Source organism: Weissella muntiaci (assembly GCF_008107635.1).
Taxonomy (GTDB): domain Bacteria; phylum Bacillota; class Bacilli; order Lactobacillales; family Lactobacillaceae; genus Weissella; species Weissella muntiaci.
Map to the genome: position 1 here is coordinate 33,473 of NZ_SDGZ01000030.1, position 12,647 is coordinate 46,119.

18 protein-coding genes and 1 tRNA gene are annotated in these 12,647 nt (G+C 40.5%); 5 read left to right on the forward strand and 14 right to left on the reverse strand.

Annotated features, from left to right (window positions below):
• Positions 1-26: 26 nt before the first annotated feature.
• Positions 27-938, reverse strand: a complete 912-nt coding sequence (locus tag ESZ50_RS11320; protein WP_148624046.1) for an ADP-ribosylglycohydrolase family protein — start codon at positions 936-938, stop codon at positions 27-29.
• A 131-nt stretch (positions 939-1,069) separates the two neighbouring features.
• Between ESZ50_RS11320 and ESZ50_RS11325 the strand changes: the two genes are divergently transcribed.
• Complete coding sequence (locus tag ESZ50_RS11325) at positions 1,070-1,498, forward strand: DUF2507 domain-containing protein (protein WP_148624048.1); 429 nt, start codon at positions 1,070-1,072, stop codon at positions 1,496-1,498.
• An 87-nt stretch (positions 1,499-1,585) separates the two neighbouring features.
• Here ESZ50_RS11325 and trmB read toward each other — a convergent pair whose 3' ends face one another.
• From trmB to ESZ50_RS11955, 7 genes are all read right to left on the reverse strand, one after another.
• Positions 1,586-2,248 (reverse strand): tRNA (guanosine(46)-N7)-methyltransferase TrmB, encoded by a 663-nt coding sequence (trmB, locus tag ESZ50_RS11330; protein ID WP_148624050.1) that lies wholly within the window; start codon positions 2,246-2,248, stop codon positions 1,586-1,588.
• A 145-nt stretch (positions 2,249-2,393) separates the two neighbouring features.
• Positions 2,394-3,629, reverse strand: a complete 1,236-nt coding sequence (pepT, locus tag ESZ50_RS11335; protein ID WP_148624052.1) for a peptidase T — start codon at positions 3,627-3,629, stop codon at positions 2,394-2,396.
• A gap of 21 nt (positions 3,630-3,650) precedes the next feature.
• Positions 3,651-4,448: a Nif3-like dinuclear metal center hexameric protein gene (locus tag ESZ50_RS11340; RefSeq protein ID WP_148624054.1), complete on the reverse strand. Its 798-nt coding sequence runs from the start codon at positions 4,446-4,448 to the stop codon at positions 3,651-3,653.
• Positions 4,448-5,137, reverse strand: coding sequence for a tRNA (adenine(22)-N(1))-methyltransferase (locus ESZ50_RS11345; protein WP_148624056.1), 690 nt, complete (start codon positions 5,135-5,137; stop codon positions 4,448-4,450). Before ESZ50_RS11345 ends, ESZ50_RS11340 begins: the two co-directional genes overlap by 1 nt.
• Positions 5,138-5,259: 122 nt before the next feature.
• Positions 5,260-5,775, reverse strand: coding sequence for a nucleoside 2-deoxyribosyltransferase (locus tag ESZ50_RS11350; RefSeq protein ID WP_148624058.1), 516 nt, complete (start codon positions 5,773-5,775; stop codon positions 5,260-5,262).
• Between the two features lie 29 nt (positions 5,776-5,804).
• A complete protein-coding gene (locus ESZ50_RS11355) occupies positions 5,805-7,079 on the reverse strand; it encodes a tetratricopeptide repeat protein (RefSeq protein ID WP_148624060.1) in 1,275 nt (424 codons plus the stop codon).
• A gap of 25 nt (positions 7,080-7,104) precedes the next feature.
• On the reverse strand, positions 7,105-7,239 hold the full coding sequence (locus ESZ50_RS11955; RefSeq protein WP_281282900.1) for a hypothetical protein: 135 nt from the start codon (positions 7,237-7,239) through the stop codon (positions 7,105-7,107).
• Between the two features lie 55 nt (positions 7,240-7,294).
• Between ESZ50_RS11955 and ESZ50_RS11360 the strand changes: the two genes are divergently transcribed.
• On the forward strand, positions 7,295-7,771 hold the full coding sequence (locus tag ESZ50_RS11360; RefSeq protein WP_148624061.1) for an NUDIX hydrolase: 477 nt from the start codon (positions 7,295-7,297) through the stop codon (positions 7,769-7,771).
• 71 nt (positions 7,772-7,842) lie between these two features.
• Here the strand turns inward: ESZ50_RS11360 and ESZ50_RS11790 are convergent, their stop codons facing one another.
• The 3 genes from ESZ50_RS11790 to ESZ50_RS11370 form a co-directional block, all read right to left on the reverse strand.
• Positions 7,843-7,986, reverse strand: a complete 144-nt coding sequence (locus tag ESZ50_RS11790; RefSeq protein ID WP_187387638.1) for a hypothetical protein — start codon at positions 7,984-7,986, stop codon at positions 7,843-7,845.
• 21 nt (positions 7,987-8,007) lie between these two features.
• A complete protein-coding gene (locus ESZ50_RS11365; RefSeq protein WP_148624063.1) occupies positions 8,008-8,205 on the reverse strand; it encodes a hypothetical protein in 198 nt (65 codons plus the stop codon).
• A 144-nt stretch (positions 8,206-8,349) separates the two neighbouring features.
• Positions 8,350-8,422: transfer RNA gene (locus tag ESZ50_RS11370), tRNA-Val, on the reverse strand.
• A 233-nt stretch (positions 8,423-8,655) separates the two neighbouring features.
• Here ESZ50_RS11370 and ESZ50_RS11375 point away from each other — a divergent pair.
• The gene (locus ESZ50_RS11375) at positions 8,656-9,807 is read left to right on the forward strand and encodes an SLC13 family permease (RefSeq protein ID WP_148624065.1); all 1,152 of its coding nucleotides are present in this window, start codon (positions 8,656-8,658) and stop codon (positions 9,805-9,807) included.
• Positions 9,808-9,849: 42 nt separating this feature from the next.
• On the opposite strand, the gene ESZ50_RS11380 is transcribed toward ESZ50_RS11375, so the two are convergent.
• A complete protein-coding gene (locus ESZ50_RS11380; RefSeq protein ID WP_148624067.1) occupies positions 9,850-10,191 on the reverse strand; it encodes an iron-sulfur cluster biosynthesis family protein in 342 nt (113 codons plus the stop codon).
• Positions 10,192-10,236: 45 nt separating this feature from the next.
• Positions 10,237-10,686, reverse strand: a complete 450-nt coding sequence (gene dtd / locus ESZ50_RS11385) for a D-aminoacyl-tRNA deacylase (protein ID WP_148624069.1) — start codon at positions 10,684-10,686, stop codon at positions 10,237-10,239.
• A 101-nt stretch (positions 10,687-10,787) separates the two neighbouring features.
• On the opposite strand from dtd, the gene ESZ50_RS11390 reads away from it, so the two are divergent.
• Together ESZ50_RS11390 and ESZ50_RS11395 are read left to right on the forward strand one after the other, a co-directional pair.
• On the forward strand, positions 10,788-11,729 hold the full coding sequence (locus ESZ50_RS11390; RefSeq protein ID WP_148624071.1) for a 2-dehydropantoate 2-reductase: 942 nt from the start codon (positions 10,788-10,790) through the stop codon (positions 11,727-11,729).
• Positions 11,730-11,797: 68 nt separating this feature from the next.
• The gene (locus ESZ50_RS11395) at positions 11,798-12,217 is read left to right on the forward strand and encodes a pyridoxamine 5'-phosphate oxidase family protein (RefSeq protein WP_148624073.1); all 420 of its coding nucleotides are present in this window, start codon (positions 11,798-11,800) and stop codon (positions 12,215-12,217) included.
• A gap of 80 nt (positions 12,218-12,297) precedes the next feature.
• Here ESZ50_RS11395 and ESZ50_RS11400 read toward each other — a convergent pair whose 3' ends face one another.
• Entirely contained in the window at positions 12,298-12,597 is a 300-nt protein-coding gene (locus ESZ50_RS11400) for an MGMT family protein (protein ID WP_148624074.1), read from the reverse strand.
• Between the last annotated feature and the right edge of the window lie 50 nt (positions 12,598-12,647).

The window sequence follows — 12,647 nt, forward strand, 5'->3', positions numbered from 1 at the left end:
CGGATATCGTTCTTTTTATATCAGGATCAATTAACGATCTCAAAGTATCCACTCTTACTTGCCTGTGCCAGAATTTTCTTTACATCGGCATATTCGGTATCATCAATCCAGGATTTCGGAAGTTGCTCATGCCCATAAATGATACCAGCAACCGCCCCCACTAGTGCCAAAATTTGACTAGGATTCCCTTTAATTTGCCCTGCCAAATTAAGTGCATCTTGGAAACTCTCTGAATTCACAAGAACCCAAATTACAGCTTCTAGTGTTTCAATCACGTCTTCAGAGGCTGAGAGATTTTCCAAAGCCATATTCGCAAAGTCTGGTGTATTCAAACGTTCAAAAGCTTCAAGCTCATCAACGAATGAACTAACATTAGCGTAATATTCATATGCCAAGCCGATTGCGGCATCAATTGCTTCAATCAACTTATAACCACTCATCAAACGGTTTAAAATCATTGCATATAAACCTAGCGCAATCAAACTACGTGGTTGGTTATGGGTTAACCCCCCAACTTGATGTAAAATAAGCATTGCAGGGTCATCAATAATAAAGTCCCGTCCATAATTTGCTTCTAAGTAAATTACTAAAGGCGTGATCCGCATCAATGCGCCATTGGTTGTATCACCTTCGAGACGGCTCCCTGCAGCGTACAGGTCTTGATGCTCTCTGTATTGTTCAAAAGCAGCGCGGCTTACTCGACTCAAGCTCTGTGGCTTATGCTCAGCAGTATACGCTCCATTAACATACCAATCCTCAAACCGATTCATGATATCTTGCAAATTATACCCATGACTCAAACTAGCAATCGTTGCAAGGGTTAATGCGCTATCTGCGCCCCAAACGTATGCTGAGTTTCCGGCCAACTGTTGTGCAAAGATATCACCATTAATTAACCCCAATGTGGAGTTAACCAACGAATTATCAGGTAACGTCATATCGCTGCCCTTCCTTTCGAAACATCATTGTAACACGTCTGATAAATTGTTGGCAAATTTGAAAGTTTTTCGTTATACTTGTGATTATTATATTATATGTAAAAGCGCAGCCTGCGCGAAAGGAGCTCCTTGTGGCTGAAGAACTAACCTCAACTAATAGTTTAAACGCCTTCTCACTTACAGTTCTACGTGATCGTGTCCTTCCAGACATTTTACAGGAAGATCACAGTGAGATTACATATTGGGCGGGCAAGTCGCTCGCTCGCACCATTGATCTGCATGGAATCGCCGATATCATTCGTTTCTTTTCAGACGCCGGTTTTGGCTCTCTAACAATCGAGTCACAGAAAGAAACCGAGCAAGTTTGGATTCTAGCTGGCGAGATTATTGATATGCGTCTTTACGAAAATGATGCGGCCTCGTTCGATTTGGAAACTGGCTTTCTAGCCGCTCAAACCCAATCACAAATTAATTATGGTGCTGAAGGAGTCTGGAAACTCGATAAGAACCAAGTAATAATCACCATTTATACAGAAGCACCAGCTGTACTTCCACAATAAAATTTTACAAAATAAAGACCGAATGAATCCTACTAAGTTAGCGGGAACATATCCGGTCTTTTTTTAATCTATTTTGTTAGCAAAGCCTTAATCAAAGCTCCCAGTAAATTTATAAATTGGGAACCCTTGCTCTGAAAATTTTTGTTCATACTCGGTCTCAACATTATCGAGCATCTTTTCACTGTCCTGATGTAGATTTAAAGATAATCCATCAGGCATAAACGTTACTCCATATTGCGCAAAACTATATAAGGAATATTCAAAAAGTCCCCGATTATCGGTCTTGAATTCTAGCTCACCACCCTTTGGCAGCACTGCTTGATATCCGCTCAAAAAGCTCTTATAGGTTAGTCGTCGATTTTCATGTCGCGTCTTAGGCCATGGATCAGAGAAGTTTAAATAAATCTTGCTAACCTCACCAGTTGTAAAGTATGTCTCCACACCTGCACCATCACCATAGATAAATTTCAGATTGGGCAGGTCAGTCTCATCATCAAAAGCCTTACGTGCCGCCACTGCAACTGCCGAGTCCTGAATTTCCATCCCAATAAAATTAATTGACGGATATTTTTTGGCCATCCCAATAATAAATTGGCCTTTACCAGTACCGATTTCTACGTGGATTGGTTGCTCTGCTGCAAAAATTGTTTGCCATTTTCCCTGTAACGCAACAGCATGTTCCTGATCAATCACTAAGTCAGCATGTTCTACCAACCATGGTCGAGCCCATTTTTTATTTCTTAGACGCATTTTTGCTCCTTAATTGCCGTGTGAGTTACACTCACACCATTAAATTTATTCTTGCATAATGATAACATGAAACCATTCTTCATCGGACAAATAAAAAAGATCGAGCAACTTTTTTCAAGTAAACTCAACCTTTAGTCTATAATTCTTATCCGCGTACATTTAAGGCGTTGATTTGCAATAACGTATCAACGGCCTGTTGCATTACCTTGGTTGACACATATTCAAAGCGTCCGTGCATGTTTTCACCACCGGCAAATAGGTTTGGTGTTGGAAGGCCCAAGAAGGTGATCTTTGATCCATCTGTTCCACCACGAATTGGTTCGATAATTGGCTTAATATTAAGCTCTTCCATGGCTTGCTTAGCCAAATTAACCGAGGTCATATCGTCCTTTAGAATCTCACCCATGTTGTAGTACTGATCCTTCATTGTCAATTTGATTCGATCAACACCGAATTCCTTGTTCATCTTATCGACAATTGACGCCATCAAATCCTTGCGTTCCTCGAAGACTGCTCGTTCATGATCACGAATAATGTAAGCCATACTTGCTGACTCTGGAGTTCCCTCAAGGCTCAACAAATGGAAGAAGCCTTCACGCCCCTCAGTCTTTTCTGGGCGGGCACCCTCAGGAAGTTGTGCATGCAAGTCCATTGCAACTTGCAAGGCATTCACCATAATATCCTTAGCTGAGCCTGGATGAACATTTAATCCTTGAATCTCAATCACTGCCCCTGCCGCCGAGAAGGTCTCCCATTCTAGTTCACCCAATGGTCCACCATCAACTGTGTAGGCAAAGTCTGCCCCAAAATCTGCAACGTGGAAGTTGTCTGCCCCAATTCCGATTTCCTCGTCAGGTCCGAAACCGAAGACTAACTTACCATGTTTAATCTCGGGATGTGCCACCAAATGTTCGGCCATCGTTACAATTTCGGCTACTCCAGCCTTATCATCAGCACCTAACAGCGTAGTTCCATCTGTTGTGATTAATGTGTGGCCCGCATACTTCTTCAAAGATGCAAAGTCATTTGGTGATAATGTGAAATCATCATTTAACTTAATATCCGAAACACCGTCATAATTCTCAACAAACTGAGGATTAATATTTTCCGCGTTGAAATCTGCTGTGTCAACGTGTGAAATAAAGCCAATCGTCGGTACGGTTGCGTCAATGTTTGAAGCTAATTCTGCAAAAACATAACCGTCAGACATTGTCCGAACGTTTTCTAGTCCGATTGATGTCAATTCCTCTGCAAGGTCCTTCAAGAATGCAACTTCCTTAGGATCTGATGGAATTGTTTCTGAATCTTCGTTTGATCGTGTATTTACTTTTACGTAACCTACAAAACGATCAACTAACTTAGGATATGCTGTTTCACTCATAAAAATAACCTCTCAAATTTGTTAAATATAGGTGTATGGATCCGTATTGATTTTGGAAGCGATTACGTCTATTAAGTTCCAATTATAATCCTTTTGCCATTGCTTAACCAGTGTAACTAATTTTTCCTTGGCAATCGCTTCCATATGATGATCCGGATCAATTACCACAAAATCATCTGCTAAAACATCATGTGCTCGGTGATAATAAAAGTCAGCGGTCACGTAAGCATCCGCACCAGCCTGCATTGCTAATGGATATTCTGATCCACCATCCCCACCAAGCACAGCGATCGTCTTAATCTGACGTTCCAAATCATTCGCGATTACTCGAACCGCTTGCACATTAAATAAATCTCTTACAAAGTCTGCATATTCCCTTACTGTCACTGGTTGTTCGAGTTCACCAATGCGCCCCATGCCAGTTTTACCATCAGGATTGGCGACCAACGGACGCACACCACTTAATTTCAACGCCTCTGCCAACCAGTCGTTCATCCCGCCCGTTGCTGCATCCAAGTTAGTGTGCGCCGCGTACACGACAATATCATGCTTGATTAAATCTGCATACATTTTATTCTGAGGGTTGCTTAAATCTAAATTTCGAGTGGGCTTAAAAATCATTGGATGATGCGCAAAGATAAAATCAACCCCTAAATCAATCGCCTCTTGAACTACTTCTGGCCGTACGTCAAGAGTCGTCATAACCCTCGCAATTTCTTGATTTGGATTACCTAACTGTATTCCAATTGGATCACGCTCCCAAGCTAACGCCTTAGGTGCATATTGCTCAATTTGTGCAATTAATGTTGCTGCTTGCATTAATCTAACGCCTCCTTAATTGCTTTAATCTGCTCTTGATATTTCTCAAAAGCAGACGTGTCAGCCTTCTTTTTCTGTATAAGCTGTGCCGTAATATTTTCTCGCCTTTTAAGTTCCTTAGACCAATATTCACGCCAAATACTTGGTTTCCGCTCCAGATTGTAAGGCCCAAAATTCAGTGCTTGCTCATCCAAGTGCATTTTCCCAATTACTGCCACCAAAATCTCATAGTAATGACCATCTTCATAAATCATGGTCTCTTCTTGCAAATGATAACCATGTTCCATTAGCCAACGTCTGACCAAATCAACATCCGTATTGGGCTGCAAAATTAATGTTGCATAGTGCTTATCATCCTTGAAATCGGCAGCTAAGATATCGGCAATCAGATGCCCCCCCATACCAGCAATCGTCACTACATCGATTTCATCGGTCGGCGTTATTGCAGCCAATCCATTTGCCAATCTTGCCTCAAGCACTTGCCCTAAACGATGGCGCTCAATCTCTTCAAGTACGTTTTTATATGGACCGACTGCAACCTCACCGGCGATGGCATAGGCGATTTTCTGATTTAGTAGCAAATTTGCAGGTAAATAAGCGTGATCAGAACCGATATCTGCCAAACGGGTTCCTTCTGGAACAAACTTTGCAACTGCTTCTAAGCGTTTCGATAGGTGTACTGCGTCCATTAATAACTCCAATAATCTTTTCTATTGCTTCTAGTTTAACAAATATTTACAAAACAAAAAACGCCAGCGTTTATAGAATCAAATTGATCCTAACAACCACGCTGGCGTACAAATCTTATTTTTTAAAATACTTCTCGATCAGCTTCTTTGTAAGGAAGTGATAAGAAATCATAGTTAGTTAGCCCATCAATGATGTTCTTCTCTCCACGGAAATAAGCCGTGTACATCGTCAACATCAAATTAAGTGGCTCATCCGTCTCTTCATCAAATTGAACCATAATCACTGGCTTACCTTGAGCATGACCATATCCAATTTCCCAGATCGTACCTTCATCTGGACGAACATTGCCAGCTTCTTTATCAAAGTCCAATACAGCAACAATCAAGTCAGCTTGATTAATTTGACGAACATCGGAATCAAAAGTTGCTGTTTGCCATTCCTTGGTATGCATCGCTTCAGCCAAAACACCATTACCGTACTTATTAACGATCTCGTCATTTTGGTTTTCCATCGGCTCAAAGATATAGCCAATATGTTGGTTCGCTTCCAAAGCTGCTCCAACCTTCTTTAAACGGTCAATCTGTCCATCAGAAAAGAAAGGACCCGCTAGGTAAACACGTAACTTCTCACTTGCCATAATAAAACTCCTAGAAGAAATTAGAATGATTAATCATTCTTGCTTTCATCATACAACGCAAGCATCTCTGTGTCATCAGGCACAATTTGTAAGTAGCTACTGATTGCTTGATCAGCTAATGCTAACTCACCCTCCTCACGGAAGTAAAAGTAAGCTTGACGCAAGAAATCCGCATTATCCAGGTAAAATGGCAGCGCCGCATTCCAATATTTGGTTGCCATCTCAAAGTCTTCTAACGCTTGATAACTTTGTGCTAAATTCCAATAAATCGTTGGATCAACTTCTGCGTCATCATCACTCAGGAATTGGCTCAGTAAATTAATATTATTAATATGGTCATGCAATGCTACCATCAAATTCGAATAGCCTAGCGTCAAGGCTAAGTCACCAGGATTATTTATCAAACCTTCACGATACAAATCATCGGCGACTTCCATTTGTCCCAAACTTTGTGCTGTTCGAGCCGCCTTTACAATTAAAGCAATGTTAAATGCATCGGTCGCAATTCCAGCCTGATAGGTAATCAAAGCCTGATCAAGATCACCTTTATCTTCATAAAGGCGTCCCAAAGGTTCATATAGTCCACCATACGATGCATCAAGCTCTTGCAACTCTTCCAAAGCTTTAATCGCACGTTCACTCTGCTCTTCATCTGCTGCATACAACATTGCCAATTGGAATTGAACATCCGGTGTTAAATCGGTTGCCTTAATCTGCTCAAGGTAACCCAAGGCCGTCTCATTCTCACCAGTCAACGCATACGCAACCCCGATCCGCGAAGCAATGTCCAGTCCTGAGAAGCGACGTTCACCAGCCGCCAGAAGCTCACGATAATACGGAATTGCCTGTTCATATTTACCCGTTGAGAAGTAATGCTCCGCCAATGCGAAATCAATGATTGGTTCATCTGGAGCAACCTGCTTTGCAACAATTAGCTTATTTTCAGCTGATTCTACCAAGCCTTCTGACGAGTACAAATCTGCCATTACCAACAATGCTTCCACGTATGCATCAGAAGTGGCAGTGATCCCTGCTAAATAGTCCAATGCTAGATCCGTCTCGTCCTCATCAATCGCAATATCAGCGAGCGCCGTTCGCAATTGATCCTCATCTGGATATTTTGCTAATAAGTTTTCATACGCCCGCTTAGCCTGTGTGGCGAAACCTAATCCGTATAATTCCTCAGCCAAGGAGTAAATTGTCTCATCATCATCATGGCGTAACGCCGACGCATAGGATTTCTTAGCTTCATCGAGTTGCCCACTAGCCAGCTCATCTAACATGCGCTCTGAAAATGTTGTCATTATAAGAACCTCTCTTTTTCTATCCTTACTTTTGGCTTTGCTTACGTGCCTTTTCTAATAGCGCTGCTCGTGCTGCCTTCTTTTGCTCTTGTGTCACATTACCGTGATTATTCGCACCTCGCGAAAAATCATTTGATTTAATTGAACCTTTTGACGTCATTTTATCCTCCCGAGAATTCTTGTATAATAAAAGTTAAAAAAGAGGGCATATCTATATGGTTATGGAAGCATATTTTAAACAACTTCGTAAGAAAATTGGACATGACGAAATCATTATGCCCGGTGTTGCTGGCGTTTTGTTTGATGAAAGTCGTCAGCGAATCCTAATGGAACGTCGCCGTGACGACTCGACTGGCTGGAGCTTAGTTGGTGGTCTGCAAAACCTTGGCGAATCCGCCCCCGAATCAATGGTTCGTGAATTCAAGGAGGAAACTGGTCTAGACGTTTCCGTATCAAAGCTAATCGGTGTTGATACCAATTTTCACCATACTTTTCCAAATGGTGATCAAGCTCAAATCCCCATGTTCCTATTCGAAGTTACCGCTCTTGGCGGGCAACTTCACGCTGATGGTGATGAGACGCTTCAACTCACCTATGTGCCAATCACCCCACTACCTCAAATGTACAACACTCAACACCAACTTGCCGTTGAACAACTTGCCAAAAAAGCGCCTTATGGTTGGTTCTTCTAGGCTATAACTAACATAGGGCGAATAAGACTAATGCTTATTCGCCCTTTTTATTCAACTGAGTTAACAATTAACTACTTTTCATCTGCCAAAATTGCATCTAGCTCTTCCGCAGAATTCAGCAATTCGACATGAATCTCCCCTCGCTTCAGTTGCAATTCAACATCACGAGTTAAACGAGCAGCAATTTTCTTTGTAAGACGGTCACGTTTCTTCATTTTCCTAAATCCACCTTTAAATTATTTTTTTATGAATAATACAATAAAACCCCAAACAATCAGGATTAATCCAATACCAAAGGTAAAAAGCACGTGCGCCAATTTACCACCAAGCGTCGATTTATCGCGAGCTCCACGATATTTTCTAATTCCTTGGCCACCCGCAAAAAATTGCCAAATGCCCAAGCCGATAAAAATCAGTCCAAACCAGCGTCCCATGGGATATCACTCCTAATATATTGATATTATAAATTATAGCGTAAATTGACCCATAAAAACAAAAAGCTTCAAATATTACTCAAGTCAAACGAATAAGCAAAGGCCGAATAATTTCAAAATCGAAATCATCCGGCCTTTTAACAATGGACGTTACAGGGATCGAACCTGTGACCCCCTGCTTGTAAGGCAGGTGCTCTCCCAGCTGAGCTAAACGTCCAAAACAAATATAACTTTAACAACGTTATTTATAATAACCAATATACAATCTTTTTGCAAGACTTTTTTAACTGCGCAAATTAACATCAATATTTTCCCCAAACTTTAATGGAATTTATCAATTTTAGGGTCTGTTCAAAATCTTGTAATCAGAGTAAAATAGTCCACTGTGGGTAAAACGTTAATATAACCGACGTGAATGATATTTGAAAGAAACTTTTTAAAGAGGATATTATGGATAATCCAGTTACAGAACGTGGCTCATTTCCACTAATGGCTGATGTTAGAGACTTTTTTTGGAAAGATAAAGTCTTCTTGGTAGCATTTATTTTGGCCGTTATCTCGGTCATTTTTGGCCGTTTTGAAACTAAATTTTTTGATTATAAGGTGATCTTCACCGTATTTGGGTTAATGCTAGTTATCGGTGGATTTAAGTCAACCGGGTTACTTCGTTATATGGGTCAATCGCTAGTTAAACGTAGTCAAACGACGCGTCAGCTCGTAAGATTTACGACTATGTTAACCTTCTTTATGGCAATCTTCTTTACTAACGATTTAACCATCTTAACGGTTCTACCTCTTTATTTAACAATTACAAAAGATGTTACCGATCGTCGCAGTGTCTACATTGGCGCAGCCCTCATCTTACCGGCTGTTCACCTTGGATCCTCACTGTTTCCATTTGGTAATCCGCATAATCTCTATGCCTATTCATTTTTTCATATGAACAACCTTGAATTTTTCAAGGGAACTGGGTTATTATTTATCGCTGGATTTATCGTATTAAATTTAGCGGTTCAATTCTTTATCAGTAATGAGCCTTTTACTATTAACACTCAAGTTGACGCTTTTGATAAGGTCGAAGCAACATTGTATACGTTACTAATGGCCTTAATGGCTGCTTCCGTCTTCGGTTGGATCTCTTATATGTATGCCGCTGCCATTACAGCAGTAGTTGTTCTCTTCCACAAACCTAAGTTGTTTGCCGAGGTCGACTATCACCTATTGTTGACATTCGTTTGTTTCTTCCTGATTGTTGGAAACATCGTTAGTATTAAACCAATTACAGAATTAATCTCAGCGGCCTTCGTTGGACCACATACTTCATTTCTGGGAACCGTCCTAGTTAGTCAAGTTATCTCCAACATTTCTTCAACCGTCCTAATTTCACCATTCACTACTCATGGTATGTCAGTCCTACTAGGTGCTGATATTGGCGGAATTGGTACGGTCGTAGCTTCGATGGCAACCTTGATTTCATATAAGATTATCATGGTCGCCGCTCGAAGTGAGGCTAAAGGCTTTGCAAAATATTTTGCTTACATTAACACAATTTTCTTTATCATTTTTACAATCATCGGATTGGGGATTGTTTCAATCCTATAAAAAACATCAGACAATTCCAAATTGCCTGATGTTTTTTTATTTCTATCGTGTTTGCAAGCTCATATTAGGATCAATCATTCCTGAATCCCCTTTTAACTGAAAGCGAAGATACTTATCAAGATCAATTGATGCATTCTCATCCAACTGATTTATAGCGTATCCTTTAACATAGACTTGTCCAAGATTGCTTGGTACCGTCTCATCAAAGTCCTTACTTATTTTTTCAGGATCAACAACAATTAAATTAAAGGCCACATCTAACGTGCATGTCGCTTCATCAGAAAACGGACCGACACCATCATCGAAATCTAATACTAATGCCTTATTCGGCTCTAAATCTCGTTCAACTCGTTCCTTCGCTGCATCTGAAAATACAATCTTCATCACCATTTCCCCCTTTATTAGCTTACACTATATGGTACACCTTTCTCAGACTGATGCATCTTTAGTGTCTAAGATTATCGTTACTGGCCCGTCATTCACGGATTCAACTGCCATATTCGCTCCAAAACGACCTTGCTCAACTGACACAAATTCTTTTAACATTTGATTGAATTGTTGATACATCTGCTCAGCAAGTGTGGGCTCGGCAGCCTTGGTAAAACTAGGTCGATTTCCATTCTTGATGTCAGCATATAGTGTAAACTGTGAAACAGACAGAACCGCGCCATGGATGTCCTGAATTGACAAATTCATTTTACCGGCTTGATCCGAAAATATTCGTAAATTTGTTATCTTGCGTACGGCATATGTTAAATCAAAGATCGTGTCATCCGGTCCAATTCCCACCAATAATAACAATCCAATTCCAATCTTCCCAATCACTTTTTCATCAGTTGTAACTGAAGCTTTTGTAACCCGTTGAACTATGATCTTCATTCCATCGACCCACCTGTATTTTTTATTCAATATAACATAATTTCATTAAAAGGTGACTTACCATATAATTAGAGTTAGAAAAACAATGGAGGAAATTAAATATGCGAATCGCAATTGCTGGCGCTGGTGCCATGGGTAGTCGCTTCGGGCTGATGCTTCATCAGGCAGGAAATGATGTTCTCTTAATTGATGGTTGGGAAGAGCACATCGACCAGATTAAACAGCATGGTTTACAAGCAAACTTTAATGGTACCGATATGACCGTGGATCTGCCGATTGTCAGTCAAACAAACCTTGAACAACAACCACCTGTTCAATTAGTCATTGTCTTTACCAAAGCAATGCAACTTGAGGGCATGTTACAGGACATTAAATCACTTCTTACAAACGATACTAAAGTGGTTGTCCTACTTAATGGTATTGGTCACGAAGACATTATTAAGCAATATCTACCGCTTGAGAATATCTTTATCGGTAATACAATGTGGACGGCAGAATTAATCGGTCCTGGTCAAATTAAATTATTAGGTAGCGGTTCGGTCGTTTTACAAAACATTGCACCTGGTCAAGAAGAAACCGCCCACAAGTTGGCCGAAATATTATCGGAAGCTGGGTTGAATGCGCGCTACTCCGATAACATTCGCTATGAGATCTATAAGAAGGCCACCGTTAATGCAAGTTTAAATACCTTATCGACGATCTTGGAAGCCAACATTACAACAATCGGTAATACGCATACAGCATTAGATATCATCAAAAAATTAATTGGTGAATTTGTTGCCGTTGCGGCGGCCGAATCAATTGTTCTTGACCTCGATGAACTCGTTGCCAATATTGAAAAAACGTTTGACCCGGCTGGAATTGGCCTTCATTTCCCTTCAATGTACCAAGATTTAATTCAAAATCATCGTTATACTGAGGTTGATTACATCAATGGAGCAATTTCGCGTAAAGGTCAAGCATACGGAATTCCAACACCCTACAATGATTTGCTAACAGCGCTTGTTCACGCGAAGGAAGACATTCTAATCAAAGGTATTTAAAAGCCATATCATATCCTTTATAATTGACCAAGTAAGCACTATGATCCTACTTGAAAGAAGAATGTATTATGTCTAGCTATCAAAATTTTATCGATTCGTCATACGGATTGGTTTATCTGTCAACTGCAGAGGACAACAAACCCAGCAGCCGGATCGTATCATTCGCTGTTGACGAAAATGATGCCAGTATTTGGTATGTTTTCTCAATTAATGCTGATACTTTAAAAACTCGTCAAGTTGAAAAGAACAACAAGATCGCGCTAATCACACCAGTTGATTTAAAGACAGGCATGCGTATGGGTTCTAACCGTGCTAAGATGATCAAATCATCTAAGTCTTGGGCAGACGTTCATCAACTTTTTGAAAATAATAAAGGTTTCATGTCAGCTCACAAACCAGCCACTGAGACATTATATGAAATTCATCTGAGTTCTTTGCTTCTGCAAACTTATAACCCAGCTGATGATCAAATTATCAATTTTAAATAAAATAAACGCTTCCCCAAAAAACGAAGTGTACCCAAAAGTTGCTTCAACTATTCTGGTACGCCTCAAAGTACGGGAAGCGTTTATTTTTTAATTTTCTGAATCTTTCCTTGTTCATTAACCGTAATGCCTTCTGCATTCAAACGCTTAATCTGCTCATCTCGTCCGTCACCCAGCAAAGCGATTCTGCCATCAGCTCGCACAACCCGCCACCAAGGCAGCTTATATTCATCAGATAGCCCGTGCAGGACTCTTGACACCTGCCTTGCGCCACGTGGAATACCAGCCAGGTTGGCAACATCGCGGTAACTTACCACTTCACCATCTTTTAAATCCTGTAACACGCTAATTATTCGTTTCGTATTTTCAGTTAATTCAGCCATTATCTTACCTCAATTTTTTACAAAAAAGACACCCATCACTGGGTGCCTTC

Bases quoted from the DNA above. Each gene is read 5' to 3' on its own strand.
- ESZ50_RS11320 (WP_148624046.1), bottom strand. From the start codon at position 938: ATGACGTTACCTGATAATTCGTTGGTTAACTCCACATTGGGGTTAATT.
- trmB (WP_148624050.1), bottom strand. From the start codon at position 2,248: ATGCGTCTAAGAAATAAAAAATGGGCTCGACCATGGTTGGTAGAACAT.
- pepT (WP_148624052.1), bottom strand. From the start codon at position 3,629: ATGAGTGAAACAGCATATCCTAAGTTAGTTGATCGTTTTGTAGGTTAC.
- ESZ50_RS11340 (WP_148624054.1), bottom strand. From the start codon at position 4,448: ATGCAAGCAGCAACATTAATTGCACAAATTGAGCAATATGCACCTAAG.
- ESZ50_RS11345 (WP_148624056.1), bottom strand. From the start codon at position 5,137: ATGGACGCAGTACACCTATCGAAACGCTTAGAAGCAGTTGCAAAGTTT.
- ESZ50_RS11350 (WP_148624058.1), bottom strand. From the start codon at position 5,775: ATGGCAAGTGAGAAGTTACGTGTTTACCTAGCGGGTCCTTTCTTTTCT.
- ESZ50_RS11355 (WP_148624060.1), bottom strand. From the start codon at position 7,079: ATGACAACATTTTCAGAGCGCATGTTAGATGAGCTGGCTAGTGGGCAA.
- ESZ50_RS11955 (WP_281282900.1), bottom strand. From the start codon at position 7,239: ATGACGTCAAAAGGTTCAATTAAATCAAATGATTTTTCGCGAGGTGCG.
- ESZ50_RS11360 (WP_148624061.1), top strand. From the start codon at position 7,295: ATGGTTATGGAAGCATATTTTAAACAACTTCGTAAGAAAATTGGACAT.
- ESZ50_RS11790 (WP_187387638.1), bottom strand. From the start codon at position 7,986: ATGAAGAAACGTGACCGTCTTACAAAGAAAATTGCTGCTCGTTTAACT.
- ESZ50_RS11365 (WP_148624063.1), bottom strand. From the start codon at position 8,205: ATGGGACGCTGGTTTGGACTGATTTTTATCGGCTTGGGCATTTGGCAA.
- ESZ50_RS11375 (WP_148624065.1), top strand. From the start codon at position 8,656: ATGGATAATCCAGTTACAGAACGTGGCTCATTTCCACTAATGGCTGAT.
- ESZ50_RS11380 (WP_148624067.1), bottom strand. From the start codon at position 10,191: ATGAAGATTGTATTTTCAGATGCAGCGAAGGAACGAGTTGAACGAGAT.
- dtd (WP_148624069.1), bottom strand. From the start codon at position 10,686: ATGAAGATCATAGTTCAACGGGTTACAAAAGCTTCAGTTACAACTGAT.
- ESZ50_RS11390 (WP_148624071.1), top strand. From the start codon at position 10,788: ATGCGAATCGCAATTGCTGGCGCTGGTGCCATGGGTAGTCGCTTCGGG.
- ESZ50_RS11395 (WP_148624073.1), top strand. From the start codon at position 11,798: ATGTCTAGCTATCAAAATTTTATCGATTCGTCATACGGATTGGTTTAT.
- ESZ50_RS11400 (WP_148624074.1), bottom strand. From the start codon at position 12,597: ATGGCTGAATTAACTGAAAATACGAAACGAATAATTAGCGTGTTACAG.